At 56.7% G+C, this 24,858-nt stretch carries 14 protein-coding genes and 8 pseudogenes; 14 read left to right on the top strand and 8 right to left on the bottom strand.

Annotated features, from left to right (window positions below; genetic code table 11):
• Positions 1 to 3: 3 nt before the first annotated feature.
• The 9 genes and pseudogenes from AC6I8M_RS11860 to AC6I8M_RS11820 all read left to right on the top strand — a co-directional run.
• Positions 4 to 953: pseudogene (locus AC6I8M_RS11860) on the top strand (filamentous hemagglutinin N-terminal domain-containing protein); the annotation flags it as partial.
• 27 nt (positions 954 to 980) lie between these two features.
• Complete coding sequence (locus AC6I8M_RS11855) at positions 981 to 2,276, top strand: hypothetical protein (protein WP_498013390.1); 1,296 nt, start codon at positions 981 to 983, stop codon at positions 2,274 to 2,276.
• Between the two features lie 72 nt (positions 2,277 to 2,348).
• Positions 2,349 to 2,975, top strand: coding sequence for a filamentous hemagglutinin family outer membrane protein (locus AC6I8M_RS11850; RefSeq protein ID WP_010617427.1), 627 nt, complete (start codon positions 2,349 to 2,351; stop codon positions 2,973 to 2,975).
• A gap of 188 nt (positions 2,976 to 3,163) precedes the next feature.
• A pseudogene (locus tag AC6I8M_RS11845) lies at positions 3,164 to 3,859 on the top strand (hypothetical protein); the annotation flags it as partial.
• Positions 3,860 to 4,084: 225 nt separating this feature from the next.
• Positions 4,085 to 9,785 (top strand): annotated as a pseudogene (locus AC6I8M_RS11840) (hemagglutinin repeat-containing protein); the annotation flags it as partial.
• A 336-nt stretch (positions 9,786 to 10,121) separates the two neighbouring features.
• The gene (locus AC6I8M_RS11835) at positions 10,122 to 10,523 is read left to right on the top strand and encodes a hypothetical protein (RefSeq protein WP_153005949.1); all 402 of its coding nucleotides are present in this window, start codon (positions 10,122 to 10,124) and stop codon (positions 10,521 to 10,523) included.
• Positions 10,524 to 10,598: 75 nt separating this feature from the next.
• A complete protein-coding gene (locus AC6I8M_RS11830) occupies positions 10,599 to 10,943 on the top strand; it encodes a hypothetical protein (RefSeq protein WP_010617423.1) in 345 nt (114 codons plus the stop codon).
• Between the two features lie 35 nt (positions 10,944 to 10,978).
• On the top strand, positions 10,979 to 11,272 hold the full coding sequence (locus tag AC6I8M_RS11825) for a hypothetical protein (RefSeq protein WP_010617422.1): 294 nt from the start codon (positions 10,979 to 10,981) through the stop codon (positions 11,270 to 11,272).
• 196 nt (positions 11,273 to 11,468) lie between these two features.
• Entirely contained in the window at positions 11,469 to 11,855 is a 387-nt protein-coding gene (locus tag AC6I8M_RS11820; RefSeq protein ID WP_058948857.1) for a contact-dependent growth inhibition system immunity protein, read from the top strand.
• Positions 11,856 to 11,968: 113 nt separating this feature from the next.
• Here AC6I8M_RS11820 and AC6I8M_RS11815 read toward each other — a convergent pair.
• A pseudogene (locus AC6I8M_RS11815) lies at positions 11,969 to 12,665 on the bottom strand (IS5 family transposase).
• Positions 12,666 to 12,726: 61 nt separating this feature from the next.
• On the opposite strand from AC6I8M_RS11815, the pseudogene AC6I8M_RS11810 reads away from it, so the two are divergent.
• A pseudogene (locus tag AC6I8M_RS11810) lies at positions 12,727 to 13,380 on the top strand (chloride channel protein); the annotation flags it as partial.
• 56 nt (positions 13,381 to 13,436) lie between these two features.
• On the opposite strand, the pseudogene AC6I8M_RS11805 reads toward AC6I8M_RS11810, so the two are convergent.
• Positions 13,437 to 14,656, bottom strand: a pseudogene (locus AC6I8M_RS11805) (MFS transporter).
• A gap of 159 nt (positions 14,657 to 14,815) precedes the next feature.
• Here AC6I8M_RS11805 and AC6I8M_RS11800 point away from each other — a divergent pair.
• The gene (locus AC6I8M_RS11800) at positions 14,816 to 15,163 is read left to right on the top strand and encodes an ArsR/SmtB family transcription factor (protein WP_010615647.1); all 348 of its coding nucleotides are present in this window, start codon (positions 14,816 to 14,818) and stop codon (positions 15,161 to 15,163) included.
• Positions 15,164 to 15,383: 220 nt separating this feature from the next.
• Positions 15,384 to 16,478, top strand: a pseudogene (gene sfnG, locus AC6I8M_RS11795) (dimethylsulfone monooxygenase SfnG).
• Between the two features lie 2 nt (positions 16,479 to 16,480).
• Here the strand turns inward: sfnG and AC6I8M_RS11790 are convergent.
• Positions 16,481 to 17,663: pseudogene (locus AC6I8M_RS11790) on the bottom strand (CynX/NimT family MFS transporter).
• Positions 17,664 to 17,970: 307 nt separating this feature from the next.
• On the opposite strand from AC6I8M_RS11790, the gene AC6I8M_RS11785 reads away from it, so the two are divergent.
• Entirely contained in the window at positions 17,971 to 18,504 is a 534-nt protein-coding gene (locus AC6I8M_RS11785) for a sterol desaturase family protein (RefSeq protein ID WP_022547228.1), read from the top strand.
• On the opposite strand, the gene crtB is transcribed toward AC6I8M_RS11785, so the two are convergent.
• Genes crtB through AC6I8M_RS11760 form a run of 5 tightly spaced genes read right to left on the bottom strand, consistent with a single transcriptional unit; the run spans position 18,443 to position 24,213 of the window.
• Positions 18,443 to 19,372 carry a 15-cis-phytoene synthase CrtB gene (crtB, locus tag AC6I8M_RS11780; protein WP_010615649.1) on the bottom strand — a complete coding sequence of 310 codons (930 nt, stop codon included), beginning with the start codon at positions 19,370 to 19,372 and terminating at the stop codon, positions 18,443 to 18,445. The genes AC6I8M_RS11785 and crtB overlap by 62 nt on opposite strands.
• Complete coding sequence (locus AC6I8M_RS11775) at positions 19,369 to 20,850, bottom strand: phytoene desaturase (protein ID WP_058948748.1); 1,482 nt, start codon at positions 20,848 to 20,850, stop codon at positions 19,369 to 19,371. The genes crtB and AC6I8M_RS11775 overlap by 4 nt, the downstream gene beginning before the upstream one ends.
• Positions 20,850 to 22,016 carry a lycopene beta-cyclase CrtY gene (crtY, locus tag AC6I8M_RS11770; RefSeq protein WP_010615651.1) on the bottom strand — a complete coding sequence of 389 codons (1,167 nt, stop codon included), beginning with the start codon at positions 22,014 to 22,016 and terminating at the stop codon, positions 20,850 to 20,852. Before crtY ends, AC6I8M_RS11775 begins: the two co-directional genes overlap by 1 nt.
• On the bottom strand, positions 22,016 to 23,293 hold the full coding sequence (locus AC6I8M_RS11765) for a glycosyltransferase (protein WP_010615652.1): 1,278 nt from the start codon (positions 23,291 to 23,293) through the stop codon (positions 22,016 to 22,018). Before AC6I8M_RS11765 ends, crtY begins: the two co-directional genes overlap by 1 nt.
• Positions 23,294 to 23,307: 14 nt before the next feature.
• Positions 23,308 to 24,213 carry a polyprenyl synthetase family protein gene (locus AC6I8M_RS11760; RefSeq protein WP_022547229.1) on the bottom strand — a complete coding sequence of 302 codons (906 nt, stop codon included), beginning with the start codon at positions 24,211 to 24,213 and terminating at the stop codon, positions 23,308 to 23,310.
• A 207-nt stretch (positions 24,214 to 24,420) separates the two neighbouring features.
• Here AC6I8M_RS11760 and AC6I8M_RS11755 point away from each other — a divergent pair, with 207 nt between their 5' ends.
• The gene (locus AC6I8M_RS11755) at positions 24,421 to 24,744 is read left to right on the top strand and encodes an FAD-dependent oxidoreductase (protein ID WP_010615655.1); all 324 of its coding nucleotides are present in this window, start codon (positions 24,421 to 24,423) and stop codon (positions 24,742 to 24,744) included.
• Positions 24,745 to 24,858: the final 114 nt, after the last annotated feature.

Here is a 24,858-nt window from a genome sequence, read left to right as displayed (position 1 = left end):
ATTATGGATGATCGTCAACCGGTTTCCCCGTTTCGTCGCGCGCTGAGCTACTTCATTTGTTATCTGGTGGCGGTACAGCCACTGCTGCCGGTTGTGGCCGCGGAAATTACCCCGGTTACGCCGGGCACGCGCATGGATGCCGCGGGTAACGGCGTGCCGGTAGTCAATATCGCCACACCGAATCAGGCAGGTATCTCCCATAACCAGTACCAGCAGTACAACGTCGGTCAGCAGGGGCTGATTCTCAATAATGCCAGCGGGCAACTTACTCAGACCCAACTGGGCGGACTGATCCAGAACAACCCTAACCTGCAAGCCGGGCACGAAGCCCGGCGATTATCAATGAAGTGGTGGGAGCTAATCGTTCGCAGTTGCAGGGCTATACCGAAGTTGCGGGTAAAGCCGCGAATGTGATCGTGGCCAACCCTTACGGCATTACCTGTAACGGCTGTGGCTTTATTAATACGCCCAACGTGACGCTCACCACCGGAAAACCGCAGCTGGATGCCAGCGGCAATCTTGCCGCGCTTGAAGTCACCAAAGGCGACGTGACGGTTGAGGGCAAAGTGCTGGACGGCAGCCGTGCTGATGCGGTATCGCTCATTGCGCGCGCCACCAAAATTAATGCGGATATTCATGCCAACGATCTCGCTATCACTGCGGGTGCTAACCGCGTTGCGCAGGACGGCTCGGTTACGCCAATCGCCGGAGAAGGGCCAGTGCCGTCAGTGGCGGTCGATACCAGTGCGCTTGGCGGCATGTACGCTAACCGGATTCATCTGGTGTCGAGCGACAAAGGCGTCGGGGTCAACATTGGTAACCTGCTGGCCAATCAGGGCGATATCACGTTAAATGCGAATGGCACCTTGGCACTGGGGAATGCCAGCGCCAGCGGCAAGCTGCTCGCGAATGCCCGCGATATGCAGCTGCAGGGGACGCAACAGGCGACCGGTGACGTAGCGCTGAACAGCTAGGGAAATGTGCAGCTCCGTAACAATAAACTGTCCAGCGGCGGTAATCTGCGCCTGGCGGCAACCGACGTCACGGCAGATCAAAACAGCACCGTTGCTGCCAACGGTGATATCAGTGTGACGGCGCAGATGCTGATGAATAACGGCCTGATTCAGGCGCAGAAAAACCAGACTATTACGGCAAACACCTTACACAACCAGGGACGCTTACAGTCGGCAGGCGGGCAAACGCTCAACACCGCATCGCTGGACAATCAGGGATTGATTGGGTCTTCGCGTGCGCTGCATATCAGTGCCACGCAGCAGGCGCTGAATGGCGCAACGGGGACTTTACTCGCCGGTGAAGAGCTGGATTTAGCGGGTGGCGATTTCACCCTGAACGGTTCTGTAAGCGGTAAAAACGGCCTGACGCTACGCAGCACCTCGTTGCAAACCGCAGCAGACACCCGGCTCAGCAGCCAGCGCAATATTAATCTCAGCGCCCGTCAGCAAATGCTGCAAGGCGAGATCGCCGGCGGCGGTAGCCTGATGTTAAACGGCGATACCCTCACGCTTGGCAGCACGGGCAGGCTGCACAGTGACGGCGACGTCTCACTGACGGCCAGCCAGCAGGCTGTGATTAGTGGTCAGCTGGACGGAGACAATGTTCAGCTGAGCGGTGGTTCCTTGCACCTGAGCAAAACCGGAATGCTCACAGCTCAGCAAGACCTTCGCCTGACCAGCGCACAGCAGCAGCTGGATGGACAAAGCCGTACGGGTGGCAATGTCATCTTACGTGCAGATCGTCTCAACGCTCTCAGTGAGGGCAAGCTATCCGCCGGTAACGACATTGCGTTACAGGTTAATGATCAAAGCCAGTGGGCTGGCACGCTGATTGCCGGACGCGAGCTGGCTTTCAGTGCAACTGACTTCGTCAATAGCGGTACGCTGGCGGCAAATGGTAATACGCACTTCAGTTTTGATCACCTGACTAACGCGGGTCTGCTGCAATCGCTCGGCCAGCAAACGCTTTCTGGCCGCGTATTAACAAATAACGGTACGGCACAATCTGGCGCCGGGCAGCTGCTGGATGTCGGCCAGCTGGATAACAACGGTCTGCTGGGCGCGCAGGGCGACTTAACGCTGAATGCGGATCAGTTTACCGCTGGCGATGGCAGTAACACCCTGACAGACGGCGCTCTGCGGGTGCACTCCAGCCAGGCTAACCTCGGTGGAACGCTGAGCGCGAAGCACAACCTCGATTTCCAGACTGAAAAACTAACGACCCGCGCAGGTTCGTTACAGACCAGTGCGCAAAACATTTAGCTCAATGCTCAAAATACTGAGCTGAATGGCACGCTTTCCGCCGACTAGGCGCTGACACTGAATTCACAACTGTTGAGCAGTGGTGACAACGCGCGCACTCAGGGCAAAAGCGCCATCGCGCTCAACGTTGCCGATCAGGCCGATCTGGCAGGCCAGTGGTTTACACCCGGCCAGCTGACTTTGCAGGCGGGTACGCTAAACAACCGGGCGCAGACCGGCGCGCAGGATCTGACCATTGCCGCTGGCATTATCAATAACGCGGGTGCGCTGAGCGCGAATAATCGTCTGGACCTGACCACTGGCTCATTACAGCAGCAGGGCACTCTTGCGCAGGGCGCGATGGCGATCCGCAGCGATGCGTGGCGCAACCAGGGGCAAACCTCTGCACGTACGCTGGATATCAGCATGAAAAACACGCTCGATAACACGCTTGCTGGTTCACTGCTGGCCTCAGATGCGTTGACGCTGAATGCTTCCGCGCTGAGCAACGCAGGTAACCTCAGTGGACAAACCCTCGAACTTGATACCGAACAACTGACTAACAGTGGGCTGATGCAGGGCAATCAATCGGTCACGCTGCGGAGCGATGCGCTCAATAACCTGCAATCCGGGCAAATTCTGTCAGGCGGTGCGCTGAAAGCATACAAAATGCCGGACGTTTGCAGGGCAGCTCACTGCAACTGCGCGGCAATACGCTGAATAACAGCGGTATCGCCCTCGGCAGCAAAGGGCTTGATGTTGCGTTGCAGCAGACGCTGGACAACGCAGGTAGCCTGCTGTCGGACAGCGCCGCTACGCGGCAAAGCCGCGAGCTTAATAACAGTGGCAAGCTGTTGAGTGGTGAACAACTTTCGCTGACAGGCTCGCAGTTGCGTAATCAGGGGCAGGTGCAGGTGCAGGGCGATACGCTGGCGATTCAGGCGGACAGTGTAAGCAACAGCGGCAATCTGATCGGTTTGAAATCCCTGGTGTTGCAATTACAGCAGGATCTTACCGATGCCCAGTCGGGCCGGTTACTGACTCAGGGCGCGTTGAACGTGAATGCGCAACGTATTAACCAGCAGGGCAGCTGGCAGGCGAACAGCATTGATGCCCGTGCCAGCCAGATTGATGTCAACGGCAGCATCCAGTCCGCAGCGCGCACCAGCCTTACGGCGACCGGCAACCTGCACACGCTGGCGCAGGGTAATATCGTTTCCAGTGGTCTGGCGGCCATCCAGGCGGCGAGCCTTAACAATGAAGGTAAATGGTCGGCAAAAAATCTGCAGCTGCAGGAAAATTCGTTACTTAATCAGGGAAGTGCTACAGCAACAGACGAGCTGACGGCCAACCTCAGCGGACAGTTGCAGCAGCTAAAAGGCGGTGCTTTGCTGAGCGCGGGAACCAGCACCCTGAAAGCGGCCTCGATTGATAATGCCGGTGATATCGAAGCCAAAAATCTGGTGATAAACAGCGGCAACCTGACTAACCGTGGTCAGCTGTATGCCCAGCAGAACCTGAACGGCAACGTTGAACAGGCTATTGCGAATCAGGGCGGGGTCCTGCGCAGCCAGGGTGCTCTGCAACTCAACGCGCAATCTTTACTGAACCAGGGACAGATTCAGGGCGATGGCATTACGCCAATAACACTAAGCGACAGCCTGAATAACCCGGGAAGATTGCTTACCGGTGGTCCATTGACGCTGTCGGCACCGACGGTATTGAATAGCGGCCGGGTGCAGGCGCAGGGGCTGGCTTACAGTGGTAACAACCTGGTGAACAGCGGGACTTTTACCGGTCTGGGTGATAGCCTGGTGAATGCCAGCCAGATGACCAATCAGGGACAGCTGCAGGGCGATAATTTACAGGTGCGCGGCGGTGTGTTGCACAACAGCGGTAGCGTATTCGCCAGCCGTGCGCTGGCCCTGACCTTACAGAATGCTGATAACCAGGCAACCGGCAAACTCTATAGCGCAGGCGATCTGACCCTCAATACGCCGGTGCTAAATGCGGCCGGCAGCCTGCTGGCGCTGGGCAATATGACCCTGCAACTGGGATCGGGGGTCACGCAGAGCGGCACGCTGGCAGCGGGTAAAGCGCTGAATTTCAGTACGCAAGGCGATCTCACCGTTCTGGGGACGTTGCAGGGCAATAGCCTGCAACTCAGCAGCAATAATTTCATCAATAATGGTCAGCTACGCAGCGGCAGCGGTGCGTTGAACGTAGATGTCAGCAACATGACGCTTAATGATAGCGGAAGCGTACAGGCCGGCGGGGATATGCGTCTCACCAGTCGCGGCCAGTTAGTAAATTATGGATTCGTCGGGACAGCAGGGAATTTGCTGATGATGGCAGGCAGCCGGATAGAAAACAGTGCGCTGCTGTATGCCGGGAATAATATGCAACTGCTGGCCAGCAGCATTCAAAATAATCGTGGCGATATCCTGGCGAATAATAACCTGTGGCTGCAGCGCGACGCGGCGGGTAACGCCAGCGATGGAGTTATTAATACCTCAGGCAACATTGAAACCTCGCTCGGAGATATCACCATCCGTACCGGGCATCTGCTGAATCAGCGTGAGGGGATTAGTCATTCGATTTCCTACCAGGCAGCGACCGATGCGCCTGCGGGTCTTGGACAAGCTACTATCAAGATGAAACTCGGTCAGCTGAATGATGATGAAATTGGCATCTATAAAGGCACGGAACACGAGGTGATAGGTGGCAGCCGCGGTAATGGAAACGGAGGGATAATAACAGTTCCGTTCACCAGTCTGGCACCAAAAATCGATGCTGCATCGCGCCAATTTCTTGTGGGATCTACAGTCATCAGTGCTTACTCTAATAGTGGCGCCGGGCGTATTGCCGCAAACCGAAACCTTATCGTCTCAGCTGACTCTTTGGATAATAATGCCAGTAATTTACTGGCAGGTCAGGACATTAATTTATCGGGAACAAACCTCAACAATCAGTCCTGGCAGAACAGCATTGAAAAACAATATTTGCTCTACAAATATACAGGCGTCACAGGCTCTGATAATACATCGCCTACAGTGATTAGCGATTTTCGGAACGGTCAATATCATAGCGTGACATACCGTGACGGCCTAGGCTCCGAGGTGGTTTATACCCTGCAGGGCGCACCCGTTTATGAAACCAGCCAGACGGGAGAAGGTCTGCGTGCCGTGATTCAGGCTGGCGGCAACGTCAGCGCCCGTGTTACGAATAACCTGAGTAATACGGATACAGTGGCTAACGCTGGCAGTATGGTGCATGCCATTAGCAAACCGGGTATCGTAGGAACTGCGCCACTGCAATCAGTGGGTGGCGTGCAGAACCAGCAGCTTGCCGCCGGGCAAACTATCGCCGTCGGGTCTCCACAGTGGAATGATGCGCTGACAGGCGCACTACAGCAGATAGGTAATCAGGGCGCGGCGTTAACTGATTATCCACTGCCTGCCGGTAACAACGGCCTGTTTGTCGCCAGTAAAGATCCTGCCAGTCCATACTTGATTACCACTAACCCACAGCTGGCAGAGGTCGGTAAAACCGACGGCAGCCTGTTTGATGGCCTCAATGCGTTTCTCAGGAATCCGACTTCCGGGGCAGTTCAACAATCGACTCAAGCGGTAACGCAACCGGCGCTGAGCAGCAGCCCACGAGTCGAAACGGCGGCAATCTATACCGACAAAGATAAATTCCTCGGTTCCGCCTATCTGCTGAATCGTCTGCAGCTTACACCAGATAAGGATTATAAATTCCTCGGTGATGCCGCGTTCGATACCCGCTACGTAAGTAACGCCATATTGAGCCAGACCGGGCATCGCTATGTTGGTGGTACCGGCTCTGATCTGCAACAGATGCAGTACCTGATGGACAGCGCAGCCCGGCAACAGGCGGGCCTGGGCCTGCAACTGGGGGTTAGCCTTTCGCCGGAACAGGTGGCGGCACTAACCACGAGTATTGTGTGGTGGGAAAAAACCACGGTTAATGGTCAAACCGTGCTGGCACCGAAACTCTATCTGGCGCTAGGCGACAGTGAGATCGCGGCAGGTAGCGTGATTGCCGGTCAGGCGGTGAAACTGGATGCGGGGCAGATCAATAACGACGGTAGCACTATCAAAGCCGAAACGCTGCTGTCAGCCAACAGCAATAGCACACTGGATAACCTGCACGCCGGTTTACTGGCTTCGGGCGGCGATCTGCAACTGAACGCGATTGGCGATATTAATAATGTCGGTGCATCGATTTCGACCGAAACCGTTTCGCTCGCATCGGCGACGGGAAACATTAATAACGTTACGCAAGCTCAGCAGTGGAACAGCCTGGCGCTAAACGGCATCAAAAATGCGCCCGCGTTAAGCTTCAGTGATACCCAGTTAGGGGATGTGGCCAGTATCTCAGCCAGCAAAAATGCCAGCCTCAGCGCGGGTGGCAACATCAATAACACGGGCGCGACGCTCGCTGCTGGCGGTGATTTACAGCTGGATGCGCGGGGCGATATCAATATCGCCGCCAATGCACTGCATACCGATCGCCTTAACAAAAATGGCAGCGCTGTGGTGACCACCAGCCAAGACGGTAGCGTAAGCGCGGGTGGCGTCTTACCGCGCGTGCCGGTCACGACCTGAATCTGAGCGGTAGCACGCTGGTGTCAAAAAGCGATACGACGCTGGCCGCCGCAAATGATATCAATCTGAATACGCTTGATAACAGTAGCCATCAGACGCAGGGCAATAGCAAAAGTGACAGCAATAACGCTACGCGTAGCGCCATTCAGAGCAGCGGAAATTTAGCGTTGAGCGCCGGTCGCGATATTAACTCGCAGGCCGCGCAGCTGATGGCCGATTTAAACGCTTCCCTGAGCGCGGGGCGCGATCTGAACCTGAATGCCCAGCAGAGTCGCGTATACAGCGAGAGCCGGGGCGGCAAAAAAGTGACGATCAACGAGCAGGTTCGTCAAACTGGCAGCGAAATCAGCAGTGGCGGTAATATCGCGCTGGCAGCAGGGAAGACATCAACAGCGCAGCCAGTGAGATCACGGCAAAACAGGATATCGCCGCGCGAGCCGGGCATGATATTAACCTCACCACGGCCACCGAAAGCGATTATAACTATCGCGAAGGGACGAAAACCAAAAAAGGTCTGTTCAGCAAGAAGACCACCCATACCATTCAGGAAGACAGCGCTACGCACGAAAAAGGCACGTTGCTCAGTGGCAACAATATTTCCGTGAGCGCGGGTCACGATCTGCTGGTAAAAGGATCGCAGGTCGCGGGAGATGATAACGTGGCGCTCAGCGCCGGTAACAATGTTGATATTTCTGCCGCAACCAACACGGAGTCGAGCAGGCGCTTCTCCGAGACGAAAAAAAGCGGCCTGATGGGAACCGGTGGGCTTGGTATCAGCATCGGCAGCAGTAAGTCGCTGCACGATCTGAAGGAAAAAGGCACGACGCAAAGCCAGAGTGTCAGTGCCGTTGGCAGCACCGGCGGGAACGTTTCAATCACCGCAGGCCAGCAGTTGCAGGTGCAGGGGGCGGATTTGATTGCCGGCGGCAACATGGCCCTGAAAGGTGACAGCGTAGCAATCACGCCCGGCCACGATGTTCGTACTCGCGACGAACGTTTTGAGCAGCGCACCAGTGGACTGACGCTGGCGCTTTCAGGCGCAGTAGCCGAGGCGGTTAATAGTGCTGTCTCTGCCGCACAGTCCGCCAAAAAAGAGAGCGATGGTCGTCTGGCAGCATTACAGGCAACCAAAGCGGTGCTTTCCGGTGTTCAGGCGAACCAGGCCAGTCAGCTTGCGCAGGCCAATGGCGATCCTAACAATGGCGTTGGCATCAGTATTTCGCTGACTACTCAAAAATCAAAATCTCAGCAGCATCAGGAGTCCGACGCCGTCAGCGGTTCTACGCTGAATGCCGAGAAAAACCTCAGTATTGATATTGATGCCACCGGTAAAGGCAATAGTGCCAGCAGCGGTGATTTGCAGATTGCCGGTAGCCAGCTCAAGGCTAGTGGTGATACGTCACTGCACGCAGCGAACGACATCAACCTGACGGGCGCGGCAAGCACGCAACAAACCAGCGGTAAAAACAGCAGCAGCGGTGGCGGTATCGGGCTAAGTTTCGGCGTGGGCAATGGCAGCGCGGGACTGAGTATTTTCGCCAGCGTTAACGGGGCGAAAGGCCATGAAAAGGGAAATGGCACCGTCTGGAGCGAAACCACCCTCGACAGCGGCGGTGCTGTCGACATCAGTAGCGGTCGCGACACCACCCTGACTGGCGCGCTGGTCAACGGTAACAGCGTGACTGCTGACATTGGTCGCAACCTGTCTATTACCAGTCTGCAGGATAGCGATAACTATGACTCGAAGCAGACCAGTTTTGGTGCCGGCGGCAGTTTCACTTTTGGCTCGATGACCGGTTCCGGTTATATCAACGCCAGCCAGGATAAAATGCACAGCAATTACGACAGTGTGCTGGAGCAAAGCGGCATTTATGCCGGCCAGGGCGGGTTTGATATTACCGTTGGCAGTCACATCCAGCTCAATGGTGCGGTGATAGCCAGCCAAGCTGACGGGGATAAAAACCGTCTTGATACCGGCACGCTGGGCTTCACGGACCTGCATAATCAGGCAGATTATAAAACCCAGCACCAGAGGATTGGCTTCAGTTCGGCGGGCGACTTCAGCAGCCAGTTCAAAGGGAACATGGCCACCAATATGCTAGCGGGCGCAGGCGGCAGTGGCCATGCGGAGGGAACCACGCAGTCAGCCATTGCCCAGGGAACGATAGTGGTGCGCGACTAGGCAAATCAGCAGCAGGATATTGCTGCGCTTAGCCGCGACACCGAGCACGCTAATGACAGCATCAGCCCGATTTTCGACAAAGAGAAGGAGCAGAAACGCCTGCAGACGGCTCAGCTGATCGGTGAAATAGGCAGCCAGGTTGCTGATATCGCCCGGACGCAGGGGCAGATAGAGGCGACGGAAGCAGGTAAGAAGGAACTGGCAAAAAACAACATAAACCAGCCGGATGCCGACGCTCCTGCGGATAAAAAGAAAGCGTATCAGGAAGCGCTGGAAAACAGCAGCGATTATAAGAAGGCCATGGCACTCTGGGGCACCGGCAGCGATATCCAGAAAGGGATTCAGGCGGCGACTGCGGCGATTCAGGGTTTGGCAGGTGGTAATCTGGTGCAGGCAGCCAGCGGCGCGGCGGCACCGTATCTGGCTGAGCAGATACACAAATATACCGCCGACAATCAGGCCGCAAAAGCGATGGCTCATGCAGTGGTAGGTGCGGTAACATCGTGGGCGGCAGGCAACAGCGCGGCAGCAGGCGCGACCGGTGCGGTCAGCGGAGAGCTGATGGGGCAGTTGATCATGCATTCGATGTATCCGGGTAAACAGGTCAGCGACCTGCAGGAGTCGGATAAGCAGATCATCAGTGCACTGAGTACCCTGGCTGCAGGTCTGGCAGGCGGCGTGACCGGCGGCAGTAGCGCCAGTGCGCTGGCCGGCGCTCAGACAGGGAAGAATGCGGTTGATAATAACTCGCTGAGAGGAGATAAAGCACGTGAATCCGTCAGACAGAGTGCGGAATACCTGAAAGACCAGGTCAGAAACAAGCTCGGTAACGGGACAACCTCAGCTATCGCCAACGCGATAATCAACGGCCTGGCCGATACAGGCGACTCGGCACTGGGTGGCGTGGACTATGTTGCCGATGCGGCCATGGCGCTGGCAACCTGTGCAGCGGAAGACCGTTACTGTAACCAGGCGCTGAATGATCTGTCCGGGAAAAATCAGGCAGTTGCGGACAACGTTAAAGCGCTGATGAAAAGCGATACCTAGTCTGCAGTGAAAGATACTGTAGTTCAGGCATCGGAAGGAAATCAGCTTGCGCTGGAAGCGAAGGGTGGGATGCTGGCGGGGATAATACTGCCAGGTAAAAAGGTTCCGGTAATTACTGCGGCGCAGACGATCGCCAATTCTGTAGTTGATGCGAAAAAGTTTGATTATCTTTTTGGTAGAGCTACCGGTAATAGTCATACATTGGATCGTACAAATCAGCTTGCTCTGGAAATGAAACGATTAGGTATTACTGATGATATTAATGGCCATGCAGTTCTGGCTGAACATTTTACTCAGGCGACAAAAGTCCCAAATAATGTTGTAAAAAAATATACGGATCAATACGGTAGTTTTGAGATTAGAGAGTCTTTCTTCTATTGGCCCTTCAGGAAAGGCTACTATGTTTGAAAGTACTTTCAAAGTTACGGGCGATGGTGCTCGTCAGTTCATTACGACCATACCGAAAAATGGGGTAACTAAGTAATGTTTATAGAAAATAAGCCTGATGAAATTGAGTTGCTCTCTTTTTTTGAAAGTGAACCAGTCTCGTTTGAGAGAGAGAATGTCAGCTTTTTATATACAGCAAAAGATCAATGCGGCCTTAGTATTGATTTTTCGTTTAGCGTTATTGAAGGTTGGATTCAGTACGCAATGAAACTACATGATAAAGAAATTTCACATAGCGCTATTGATGGTGTGAGTTCATTTAGTATAAGAAGGGATAATTTAGGTGATTATATTTATATTGAAGTTGTTGCAGAGGGGATGATAAATAAAGTTGAGATGCGTATAAGGCCAGATATAAAAATTAGCTCTGTTATTAGATAACGAAAATCCCAGCCCCTGCGGCTGGGATTTTTATTGTGGAGAATAACTTCCTGAAGCTTTTTGCGGAAGGTTGTGCCATCGCTGCCCCATGTCGTAGCAAGGTTGCAGAGCAGTTACTGGAGATAGGTGCCAAGGCAGGTATTGCAGGGTTAGCCGGTGCGGCAGTTAAAGAAGTTGCTGATAAGATGACCTCTGATGAACTGGATCACTTAATAACCCTCCAGTTGATGAGTAACGATGAAATCACGAGTAACTATCTGAATTTACTTCAGGATAAATGCACCGGATGCAGCTTTGACCCCGAATCTCGGCAAAGACTTGACGGATGAGCAGAAGAAAGAGCTGGGTGGTTCGGAGCTTAGAACAGGAACACCACTGCCGCCAGAAAACGATCCGAATAAATCAGAAGAGAAAGGGTCGATAAGCTGAATCTGAAGCAAGAAAGTGCGATCAAGATGTTTGATAACACTATAAAAAATGCTCTGAAAGATCACGATATAACAGGAACCCTCAAGGATATAGAATGTGATTACCTTCCGTAAATTGATAGGAAACATCAACTTAACGAAGGAGAAAAGTCAACAGTCTTCACTTGAGCTATGGTTCGAATGCGTCATTGATATACCTCTCGAAGAGTTGGCCGTAGAAGATCTTTGCCGTGCCATTCGGCAGGAACTATGTGTTGATCAGCTAATGCCAAGAGTGTTGGATGTTCTGACTGAAGATCCGCTGGCTGGAGAATATTATGATGGTGAACTCATAGCAGCTTTATCGACGATAAAAAGAGAGGTTCTAAAAGATCAGAAACATATTTTTATCCAAATAAAGCAACTCATAAATCAGTTAGAACCTTCAGATATTAACGATGATTTGAAAAAAGATATATTAAAAATAAATAAAATAATCATATAACCAACCCCGGCCAACTGGCCGGGGTTTTTGCATTTACGCCCTAAAAAACTTCCACTTCCCGCCATCGTAACCGGGTGCCGGGGATAAAACCCAGGCCGGCTAGGCTGTGTCCCTTAATTACATAACCTTTTGTAAAACAGCCGGATGCATCCCAGTTTCATCATCGCCAGATAATTCCTCGCCGTTTTGTGGTAACGTGTGGCAATGCGGCGGTATTCTTTTGTCCGGAGTAGGCTTTGTCAGCCAGCACTGCATGGCCACGACGCTTCATGCTGCCGTTCCGGCGCTGAACACCAATACCGTCCAGAAGACGTTGTGCAAACTGGCTTTCGTGAGCCTGACCGGGACTCAGTACGATATTTAACGGCAGACCGCTTCCGTCTGTCGCCAGATGGATTTTGGTGCCAAAACCACCGCGAGAGCGACCCAGCCCATTATCTCCGGCGATATCGGAATGTTTTTTTGCGCCCCGGCGGCGCACCTGAGTGCCCGGATATTGCTGCCATCCAGCGCAGTTGCGGACCAGTCAGCGAGACCATGAGCATCAAGAGAAGAAAGTAACCTGTTGAAAATAATGTTAATCACTCCCGATTTAGACCATCGATTAAAACGGTTATAAACGGTCTTCCATGGGCCATATCGCTCAGGCAAATAGCGCCATGGTGCGCCTGAACACAGCACCCAGAACATGCCGTTGATGATCATACGATGTTCAGCCCATGGACGTCCGGCCCGTGGTGTTGCTGGTTCAGCAGGTAATAAGGGCTGGATGATAGTCCATGCTTCATCGGGAAGGTCGTAGCGAGCCATAGTTCAATGTGTTGTGGAAACAGGTAGTTACTATATCTCAGGTGATTAAGGGAAACAGCCTAATATCGGTCAGCTACGTGACGCGCCTACCGAGACGCTGTGGCTCTATCTGGTGCTGGGTGTGCTGTTTGGCGGCTGCGGCGTGGCGTTCAACCTGCTGATATTTCTCGCACAGGACCAGTTTCAGCGCCTGCATCTCGGACGTACCGGGCGCTGGGTGCTGTTTGGTAGCCTGCTGGCCGAACTGTGCGGCGTGCTGGGTTTACTGCTGCCGCAGGCGGTGAGCGGCGGAACGACGCTGATTCCGGATTTCGCTACCGGGCACTATGGCGTGCTGGCGCTGTTTGCGCTGCGCACGCTGGTCACCATTTGCTGCTTCTCTTCAGGCGCGCCGGGCGGCATTTTGGCGCCAATGCTGACGCTGGGCACGCTGCTGGGCACCTGCTTTGGTCAGCTGAGCGCCGACTGGTTCCCGCATTATCAGCTGGAAGCCGCCACCTTTGCCGTCGCCGGGATGGGCGCGCCGCTCACCGGCATCGTCCTGGTGCTGGAGATGACCAATAACTATCAGTTGATTCTGCCAATGATCATTACCTGCCTAGGCGCGACGCTGGCGGCGCAGTTCTTTGGTGGTAAACCGCTCTATTCCTCAATCCTGGCGCGCACCCTAGCCAAAGCTCAGCTCACTAACCGCGCCAGCGCCCGGACGGATTAGGCGTTTTTCCGGCTTATCGAAGTGCGACTCAAGCCGGGTGCAATCAAGACGTCACCTCACACCCGGCTTTTAACCCATCTGATGCGCTGGCTGAGGCTCCAGAGCATCAGTGCGGCGAGGGCAATGCTGCCGAGCACGGCGAAAGCGACCTGATAGGACCAGGCGGCGGCGATGCTGCCGGTCAGCGCCGGGCTGCATGCCGCGCCCACGCCCTGCATCAGCATGACAAAACTCTGGCCGGCATTGGTGTGTCCGCTGCCGTCAAGCACGCTGACGATATAGCCTGGCACTGCCACGCCCAGCAGCCCGGCGGCCAGACCATCAAGAATCTGTACCGGTACCATCGTATAGGTGCCATCGAACAGGGAGGCGATGCCGGCACGCACGGGTAGCACGACCAGCGCGAGGGTTATCAGCAGCGGGAAACCGAGGCGGCTGGCGTTTCGGGCGGCGAATAACGCCACGGGAATCATCACGCATTGCGAAATCACTACGGTTGCAGCGGTGTAAACACCCGGGCTGAGCTGTCCGCTGTGCGTTGCCGCCGCGCGAATGCCCAGCATCGGCAACAGCGCGGCGTTGCCGAGGTGAAATAGAAGCAGCGTCAGGCCGGTAATCAGCAGCACCGGATTGCGCAGCAGGGCAGAGAAGCCAAGAAGCTCTGCGGCCTGATGTCCAGCACCGCCGCGCGGTCATCGATAGCGTTACGCTGAATGGCTGCCACGGCAAAACATGCGTACAGTGCCATCGCGGTCATCAGGATAAAAACCGCATCGGTGCCCCACAGCCAGACGGCAAACCTGGCAAACAGCGCGGCAGTCATATTGCCGCTATTATTGAACGCCTCGTTCTTACCCATCTGCTGGCTGAACCCCTGAGAGCCGGTCAGGCCGAGGGTGACGCCGGTCAGTAACGGGGCAATAAGCGCGGCCGCGAGGCCGGTAACCACCTGCGAGCCAACCACCACACCACCGTAAGGGAACCACCACAGCATCAGGGTGGCCAGCGTAATTAACAGTGAGGCCAGAATCAGCAGCCCTTTTTTATGGTGCGTGGCATCGGTTGCCAGACCCGCCGGCAGCGTAGCCAGCAGGCCGGCTAAGCAGCCGGCAGTCATCGCCCAGCCGATATCATCCGCTCTCCAGCCATGCTCGGTAAGAAAGATCCCCAGGAAAGGGCCCAGTCCATCCCGCACGTCAGCCATGAAAAAATTGACCAGACACAAGGCCTGGAGGGACCGCAAAGCAGCGGGATGCGCTATCGGATTTGCATTCATGTTGTGATGAAGAAAGAGTGGAGGATGCTGACAAGCATAGAGCAGCAATGTGACATCGTAAATTAGCGCAGCGCGATCGGCGCACCGCTCGTACTGCGCTATACATTGCCCGCCGACTCACGGATAATTTGCTGTCTTACGCCCTTACAGAGATAAGCAATGCTGGAAAATCATCCGTCGCGCGACGCCATCAGGCTGGAGAATGTGCTGGCCGCGCTGGGCAATCCGATGCGCATGGCGGTCGTCGCGCTGCTGGCAGAGGGGGAGGAGCGCAGCTGCGGTTCGCTGCTGAAAGGCGTGTCCAAATCAACCTTAACACATCACTGGCGGGTACTGCGTGACAGCGGCGTAATCTGGCAAAAACCCTCTGGCCGCGAGAAGCTGCTGTCACTGCGTCGCGACGATCTGGACGCGCGCTTTCCCGGTCTGCTTGATACGCTGCTAAGCGCCGCCGTCGACGATGCCGCCACCCGAAGCGCGCTGCAGGCTTTTCAGCACGCGGAGTAGCGCCATTTTCGCTGGAGCGGCTGCAATTGCAACAGCCTGACGACAGCGGCTGCTACATCCGCAACAGTCATTCTTCATCCTCTCATTCAGTTAGCCCGCAAATCAGGCGTTTAATCCCTGCCAAGAACTGGCACGCTCACTGCATAGCTTCTTATAGCCAAAAGCATTAATGATGATATTTTTCCGTTAATCCAGCTATAAAAAGTCTCAGGAGAAACCTATGTCGCAGGTAAAACCGCTGCAGTTTGCTTACTGGGTGGCTAATGTTTCAGGTGGTTTAGTCATCAGTCAGATCGAGCAGCGCACACGCTGGGACGCGGAGTACAACCGTGAACTGGCGAAAATCGCTGAACGCGCCGGCTTCGATTATGCCCTGACGCAGATTCGCTTCACCGCCGGCTATGGCGCTGATAATCAGCACGAATCAGTCACCTTCTCCTAGGATCTGCTGAGCCACACTACGAAACTCAAAGTGATTGCCGCGCTGCTGCCGGGGCCGTGGAACCCGACGCTGGCGGCGAAGCAGATCGCCACCATCAGCCATCTGTACGGTCCGCGCATCGCGGTGAACATTGTCAGTGGCTGGTTTCGCGGCGAGTTCAAAGCGATTGGTGAACCCTGGCTCGATCACGAAGAACGCTATCTGCGTTCGGAAGAGTTTATTCGCTGCCTGCGCGGCATCTGGCGTGAAAGCAGCTTCAGCTTCGCCGGGGATTTTTATCGCTTCCGCGACTACGCGCTCAAGCCTAAACCGCTCGATCCGCTGCCGGAAATTTTTCAGGGCGGCAGCTCGCGCGCCGCGCGAGACATGGCGTCACGGGTGTCTGACTGGTACTTCACCAACGGCAACACGCCACAGGGCGTACGGCAGCAGGTGGACGATATCCGCGCCAAAGCCGCCGTCAATCAGCACGCCGTTAAAATCGGCCTGAATGGTTTTGTCATCGCCCGCGAGAGCAAACAGGAAGCCCAGGCGGTGCTGCAGGAGATCATCGCCAAAGCCAATCCGGATGCAGTGAAAGGCTTCCAGCATGAGGTGAAAAATGCCGGCAGCGCGTCGCCGGAAGGCGAGGGCAACTGGGCCAAATCCTCCTTTGAGGATCTGGTGCAATACAACGACGGTTTCAAAACCAATCTGATTGGCACGCCGCAGCAAATTGCCGAGCGCATCATGGAGCAGAAACGCGCTGGCGTGGATTTACTGCTGCTGGCGTTTCTGCATTTCCATGAAGAGGTGGAGTTCTTTGGGCGTGAAGTTATCCCACGCGTGCGCGAACTGGAACGGCAGGAGGCGCTTAACACCGTCACGGTCTGAGGTCAGATAGAGCGGTCGCGTCCGGCCAGCAGCGCCATCGCCATTTGCAGCGCGCTTACCGCCAACAGCATCAGCAGCGGGATCTGCCAGCTGCCGCTGACATCATGCAGCATGCCGAAGCACAGCGGTCCCAGCGCCGCCAGCCCGTACCCCACGCACTGCGCCATGCCGGAGAGTTTCGAGGCCTGGCGATGGTCCCGGGTGCGTAAATTAAACAGTGACAGGCTGATCAGCAGCGAGGCGCCCGCACCAAGGCCTGCCAGAATCAGCAACCACAGCGACCATGCGGGTGCCAGCAGCAGCCCGGTCACCGCGATGAAGATCGACAGCGAGGGCCAGCAGCCCCATCAGACGCTGATCGCGCAGCTGCTTCAGCGCCCGCATACAGGCCAGATTGGAGGCGATCGCCACGATTTGATAGACGAACAACATGCCGCCCGCCTGGAGCTGACTGATGCCATTATCCTGTGCGAACGGGGTAAACCAGCCAATCAGGGTATAAAACAGCAGCGACTGGCTGGCCATGAACAGCGAAACCTGCCAGCCGATCGCGGAACGCCACGGCGAACGCGTTACGGTGACTTCTGTCGCGCGCCGCTCATGCGTCGCGGAATTTTTCAGCTGCGGCAGCAGCGCGATCAGCGCCGGAATCAGCCAGACCGCCAGTGACAGACGCCAGCCGGCGCTGCTGAGTTCGGCCAGCGGCACGGCCACGCCGGAAGCGATGCTGGCGGTGATGCCCATGGTCATGGCATACAGCCCGATATAACGCGCGGTGTGCGCGGTATAGTCTCGCTTAATCAGCGGCGGCAGCAGGACGTTGGTCGCCGCGATCCCGCTGCTGAGAATCAGCGTACCCAGCCACAGTGCCGTTTCGCTGCCGCTGATTCGCAGCAGTGAACCTAGGACGATCAGGAGTAACACCCCCCACAGACTGCGCTCCAGGCCAAAGCGATTGCCAAACCAGGCGGCTGGCGGTGCCAGCGTGGCGAACATCAGCAGCGGTAAAAAGTTAATCACGCCGGCAGCGCTGGCGCTCAGGCCAAATGTCAGGCGAATATTTTCCAGTACCGGTCCGGTAGCGGTAATGGGCGTGCGTAAGTTGGCGGCGGTGAGTAACAGCAGCAGTAGGAAAAAATCGGAACGACGCAGGGCAGAATCAGCAGATAAAGCGGTATGGGACATGTTTGCGCACCATAGAAATGAGGCAGAAAGTCTCTGCATATGGTGCGTTGATTGACGTTAACGCGTACGCAGCGGCCTGGGCCGCTGAACCGCTGGCTATACTAACCAACTGTTAAATCGATGTAAAGCAGACCCACTCAGCCGCCATCTAGGATAACCTTCTTGCCGCTTTGCTTGTCTGACGGTGGTGGCGCGCGTCTGTGACCTGCTGGTATTTGCCATGCCGGTGCGTTTTTTTGCCGGGGACTTGCGCCTTTCGCTATCCACGTCCACCTTTATACTCTCACTCTTCGCAAATGGACCAATGATGCTCTGGTTATGGAATGCGCTTATCCTGCTGGCTACCGTGATACTGATGGAGATCGTCGCGGCGCTGTCGCATAAATACATTATGCATGGCTGGGGATGGGGCTGGCATTTGTCGCATCATGAACCGCATGAGAGCAAATTTGAGCTCAACGACCTGTATGCCGTGGTGTTTGCGCTGCTGTCAATTGGCCTGATTTGGCTGGGTGTCAACGGTGTCTGGCCGCTCCAGTGGATTGGCGCTGGCATGACGACCTATGGCGCGCTCTATTTTATGGTGCACGACGGCTTGGTCCATCAGCGCTGGCCGTTCCGCTACATTCCGCGCAAAGGCTATCTGAAGCGGTTGTATATGGCGCACCGCATGCATCATGCGGTGCGGGGACGGGAAGGCTGCGTTTCCTTTGGCTTTCTTTACGCCCCGCCGCTGCACAAGCTGCAGGCGACACTGCGCCAGCGCCATGGGCGTCGTGTCAACGCGGACGCTGCCACAGACCGGCAGGACGCGCCTGGGGATGAGCAAGGCGCGAAGTAAGCGCGACGCCGGCACCTTTCACCAGCAGCGCCAGCTTTTCGCCTTTACTGGTGCGCTGGCGCGCATCCCACGCCCGGGCACCGGCATGCTGCACCTTTACGCCAATTTCCCGATAGACGCCGCGCGCGGTGGCGATAGCCCACGCCGAGCGGAGCGGTAATCCTAGCAGCCCGCTGCGCGCTGACTGATAGTAAGGTTCAGCCTCGCTCACCAGACGCGCTGCCAGCGGGGCCAGCGCTGCGCGATGTTGCGGATCGGCGAGCTGGGCGGCGCTCAGTCCGGCCTCATCCAGCCAGCTTTGTGGCAGATAGCAGCGGCCGTTCTCCGCATCCTTGACGATATCCCGCGCGATATTGGTCAGCTGAAACGCCAGACCCAAATCACAGGCATGATCGAGTACGCGCTCGTCACGCACGCCCATCACGCGCGCCATCATTAACCCCACCACGCCCGCCACGTGATAGCAGTAACGCAGCGTGTCCTCGAAACGCTCGTAACGTTCTTCACGCGCATCCATCGCAAACCCTTCCAGATGATCAAACGCCAGCTGCTGGGGAAGCTGATGCGTCAGCGCCACCTCCTGAAAGGCACGAAACGCCGGTTCATCCATGTGGGCACCGCTGTAGGCGCGGCGGGTTTCAATTTGCAGGTGGCGCATCCGTGCCTGTGCATCCGCCACCGCGTGCTGCGTGCCGCCTTCGCCCAGTGTCTGACCATCAATCACATCGTCACAGTGACGACACCAAGCGTACAGCATCAGCGTACTGCGGCGCGTTGGAGAGTCAAACAGCCGGGTAGCGCTGGCGAAACTTTTGGAGCCCTGCGCCATGGTTTGGGTGACCTGCTCAATCAGCGGCGGTTGGTTCATCCGGTCAGATCCTCCACCATCAGCTGGGCGGTCGCTTTCGCGGAGCCGATCACGCCTGGCACACCGGCACCGGGATGCGTGCCAGCCCCCACCAGATAAAGGTTAGTGATGTCGGCATCGCGGTTATGCGGCCGGAACCAGGCGCTTTGCGTCAAAATGGGTTCGAGCGAAAACGCTGAGCCCTGATGCGCGTGCAGCGTGTCGCGAAAATCAAACGGCGTAAACATACGGTGTGTCACTAACTGCTGTCGCAGACCCGGCATATAGTGCTCCTCCAGATAAGCAAAAATGCGATCGCGCAAGCGTGGTCCTTCCTGTTGCCAGTCAATTGCGGCGGTGCCGAGATGCGGCACCGGTGCCAGCACGTAAAAACTGCCGCAGCCCGCCGGTGCCAGCGACGGATCGCTGGAGCAGGGCGCATGCAGATACAGCGAGAAATCTTCCGCCAGCTGGCTGCTATTGAAGATCTCATCGATCAATTCGCGATAGCGCGGACCAAAGCACACCGTGTGGTGCGCCAGCTGCGGGTGTGCATGATTAAGACCAAAATAGAGCACAAACAGCGAGTTACTCATCCGCTTGCGCTTCAGCGTCGCCGCGCGTTTACGTGCCGCAGGATGCTGGCTTAGCAGGCGATCGTAGGTATGCACCACGTCAGCATTTGACGCAACGGCGGCGGCGGCAAAACGGCGCCCATCCTTCAGCTGTACACCGCTGATGCGGTTACCCTCGGTCTCCAGCTGGCTGACTTCGGCGTTGAGCAGTAGTCCACCGCCCAAATCGCGAAACAGCCGCGCCATGCCATCAACCAGCGCACCGGTACCGCCGCGCGGAAACCATACGCCCCATTCGCGCTCCAGCGCGTGAATTAAGGTATAGATCGAAGACGTTGCAAAAGGATTACCGCCGACCAGCAACGAGTGAAAGGAAAAAGCTTGGCGCAGATGATCGTCCTGAATAAATTTCGCCACCATGCTGTAGACACTGCGCCAGGCTTGCAGCCGACCCAGCTGTGGCCCGGCACGCAGCATGTCGCGGAAATGCAGAAAAGGCACGGTGCCAAGTTTCAGATAGCCCTCACGAAACACATCCTGTGAATAGGCTAGAAACTGGCGGTAACCGGCGACATCCTGTGGGTTAAAGGTGGCAATCTGCTGCTCCAGCTGCGCCTGATTGTTGTCGTAGTCCAGCTGCCTGCCGTCTTCCCAGCACAGGCGATAAAACGGCGTCACCGGCATCAGGTCGACATAATCACTGAGTTTCTTGCCTGCCAGCGTAAACAGCGCCTCGATAGTGCTGGGATCGGTAATCACCGTCGGACCGGCATCAAAGGTAAAACCCTGCTCCTGATAAACATAGGCGCGCCCGCCAGGCTTATCGCGCTGTTCCAGCAGCGTGACCGGCACGCCGGCCGCTTGCAGACGAATCGCCAGCGCCAGGCCACCGAAGCCTGCGCCAATCACATAGGTGCGTTTCATTATTTCTTCCCTGGTAACGGAGAGGTCATCATCAATGCGCGCAGCGCTTCGCCGAGAGGGACCGGCGGTTTGCCGCACAGAATGCGTGCTTTATCGCTGAGGCGCAGTTGCCCGGCGTAAAAGCGGCTAATCAATCCGGCATCAAGCCGGTAAAAACGCTGCATCACGCGCCAGCGCTGTTCAGGCCGTCCGGCAAGAAACAGCATGCGATTTAACAGACGGAAAAAGCGCTGCTCGCGCCAGTGCTGACGGGCAAAGGATTCGATGCAGTGGCTCAGCGTGTGGGCATCGGCGGGCAGCGTGCTGGCAATCTTCTCCGCCAGCGCCACCGCGGCAGGCAGTGAGTAACCGGTGGTGGCGTGAAACAGTCCGGCGCGCAGCCCGCTGCATGGTTGTCCATGCTGCTGTTGCCAGAACTGATCGATATCGCCGCTGAGCGTGATCGGCAGCGAGCCGTGCTCCTCGCGCAGCAGCTGGCGCAGATTCCAGCCGCGCTGGTGGGCATAATCCGTAATGTGCCGGCGCGCCTGTGCGACATCCAGCGTGGCATGGTTGATGTAATTGGTATCTTCAATCAGTAAACGACTGGCACTGAGCGGCAGGGTGTAAACAAAGCGATACCCCTGCTGCTGATCGATGCTGGCGTCCATTAATATTGGCTGCTGCAGGCCATGTGGCGCGGCCAGCTGCCACTCCTGACCAACAAATGCCTGATAGCAGAGCTGCAGATGCGGTGTCGGCTGCAGCCCGCGTCCATCAATCACCGCCTGCGCCTGTAACATCCCGCCATCCGCCAGTCTGACCTCGGTGGGCGAGACGTCGCTGACCGGCGCTGCAGTGTGTAGCGCGGCACCGAGCACCTGCTGTAAGTGCTGAGCAAAATCCTCCGAGGCAATGGAGCAATATTCACCATCAAGCTGGCGACGCAGTGTGGGAAAACGTATCTGATAACCGGGCCAGCGCGCCGAAAGCAGCGGTTCGAGCCAGCGGAACTGCGCTTCGCTTACGTCTTCGCGATGGAACGACCAGGTATGATTGCCGGCCGGCTGCGCCTGACTCTCCAGCAGCAAAATTTTAAGTGCGGGCTGCAGCTGGCGTAAACGCAGCGCAATCAGCCCGTTGGCCAGGCCGGCACCGACCAGAATGACATCGTAAGGTGCGCGCATCAGGTAGCCTCCGCCAGCACGATTTGCTGCTGACACAGCGCCTGCTCGACAATATCCGCCGCGCGCGTACAGCCACCGGCCTGCTGCAGCTGCGCCTGAATGGCTGACATGCGCAGACGATAGCGATCGTCACTCAGCAACTGTTGCAGGTGTTGCTCCAGCTGCGTGACGCGGCTGAAACGTGAGGCGCGCCGGCCGACGCCGTGCCACTCAATACGTGCCGCCACGCCGGGCTGATCGAAGGTGATCGGCAGCGCCAGCATCGGCGTGCCACACTCCAGCGCTTCCAGCGCACTGTTCAGTCCGGCATGGGTGATAAACAGTTGTGCGTGTTGCAGCGCCGCCCGCTGATCCACAAAATCGGTCACCCACGCAGCACCGGCCAGTCTGAGCTGATGTGCCTGGCTGGCGGTTAACCCGCCGCAGTGTGCCACCACCAGCGACAGCTGCTGATTGCGGCAGGCCTGGGCCAGATGCAGAAACAGGCGAAAGCGATGTCTCTGTAGCGTGCCAAGCGAGGCATACACCACCGGCTGGCGCAGCGCTGGCCAGGGAGCGGCGAGCGCGCCCGTAGCGACAGAGGTCCGCAGCGGGCCCACGCTGTGATAGCAGGCTGGCAGTTGCTGACGCGGAAAATCAAAAGTGGGCACCAGCTGACTGATTTGCGCCAGCGGCGACAGACACTGATGTAAGCCATGGCGCTCGGGCAGGCCGAATGCGCGCGCATGACAAGCGATTACAGCGCCATGACGACGCATGATGCGGTCGTAGATGTCGCTACTGGCCTGATAGCGCTGCAGCGCTTTCTCATCCTGAGCAAAGCGAAAGGGCATTACCGCCAGCGGAATGGCCGCTTCGCGATTGACCGGCAGTGCGCAGGCCACCGACACGAACGGCAGCTGTAACGCCTCTGCTACCAGACCGCCAGCCGCTTCCATTTGGTCGGCAATCACGCCATCGACCTGCAGCCGTTTCAGCACCGCGGGCAGTTCGCGGCACAGCATATCGGTAGTGCTGGCCAGATCGTGAATCATGCGAAACAGCGACAGCCCGCCCGGTGCGGCCAGCCGCCTGAGTTCGCTGGAGAGCGATCCGGCAGGATGCGTGCGCTCGCCGACGGCCACAAAGGCAATACGCTCGTCGCTCAGCAAGGTGCGTGCGTCGCTTTGCTGGATAAAAGTGATGCTGTGTCCGCGCGCCAGCAGCGTTTGCGCCAGCGCCTGCAATGCGTGAAAGTGGCTGTAGAGCGGCGGCGCAATAACGGCAAAATGCCCCATAGGTATGACCGGCTTCAGTTAAACATCGCCAGCTGTTGATTAAACAGGGCGTGCATATATTGGCGGGTGGCGACACCGCGATGGCAGGCGCAGGCAAGGTGTGCATCGGCGCTGCTTAAATGGTCGCGCAGACGACGTTCAGCCCCTTCCGGGCCCAGCATCTGCACCAAGGTGGATTTGCCCTGATCCTGATGACAGTCCTTACCGGTGTGTTTAGAGCCATCCGCCAGGTCGTCCAGTAACTGGAATGCCTGACCTAAATCCTGGGCAAAATAGCTTAAACGCTGACGCACCTGCACTGACGCATCGGCCGCAATCGCCGCCATCTGCAGCGTGGCGCGAAACAGGACGCTGGTTTTCAGTTCGTTGGTCAGGGTGATGGCTTCCGGACTGCGGCTGTGTGCGCCGTCATGCAGATCCTGGAACTGACCCTGGACCAGTCCCTGCAGGCCCACGGCAGAGGAGAGCTCGGCAATGGCTTCGGCTTTGTGCGTTGCCGGCAGACCCGGCGCGAGTGCAATCACCTCAAAGGCGCGGCTGAGCAGCGCGACCGCCGCCAGGATCGCCACGTTTTCCCCATATTCACAGTGGATTGCCGGGCGTCCACGTCGCATCCGGGCGTTATCCATTGACGGAATGTCGTCGAGAATCAGTGAGGCGGCGTGCACCATTTCGACCGCACAGGCAAGATCAAGGATGCCCTGCTGCGCCACGTCACAGCCCATATCGCGTGCTGCCAGCAGCAGCAAGAGCGGACGAATGCGTTTGCCCGGTGCCAGCGTGCCGGCACGCATGGCGGCCCGAACGCGATCGGCCTGCTGCCCGGCAGGCAATAAATGTTCAAGATGGGCCTGCAATGCGTGATGCAACTGAAGGAGATCGCTTTCCTGGCTTGCTGTGGTATCGACATGGGCGGTCATAGCGGCTTTCCATGGTTAGTTAAATTCTTGTGCTTTTTCAATTAACCGTAGACCCGGTAAGGGAAGTGCGCCAGCGAGCGAAGCGACTTTAACGCACCGTCACGCTTTTTTTATTTATTGAATAATCTGAGAAGTAATTCCTATGACCCTCAGGCCAGTTTTCGCTGCGGTGACTGTTATGATGTTGGGCAATCAGAGGAGACAGCTATGACGACGCAAAAAGTGGCGGTAATTGGTGCGGGTGTGATCGGCCTTGCCGTGGCGTGGGCGCTGGCGCGGCACGAGGCGCAGGTGACCCTTTTTGACCGGCAACACATGGGCGCGGGCACCAGCAGCACCACATTTGCTTGGGTGAACTCGAATGGCAAACAGCCTGCCAGCTATTACCGCCTCAATGCGCTGGCGATGGAGGAGCATATCCGGCTGCAGCTGACGCAGACCAATGGGGTGCGCTGGCTGGAACCTTGTGGCACTTGGGAGTGGGCCAGCGCGTTTGCACCGATTCAGCGAAACTTTTCGGCGGCACAGTGAGCGAAGCGATGGCGCAGACCATAGGGGGGGTTGATTAATTTTTAATCTGAATTAAGGCGTAGGCTGATCGGGATCAAAAAATCATCTGCAGGGCTGCTCAACCATGGAAGGCGA

It is taken from the genome of Type-A symbiont of Plautia stali, assembly GCF_059731155.1.
This window is presented reverse-complemented; position numbering and strand designations above follow the sequence as displayed.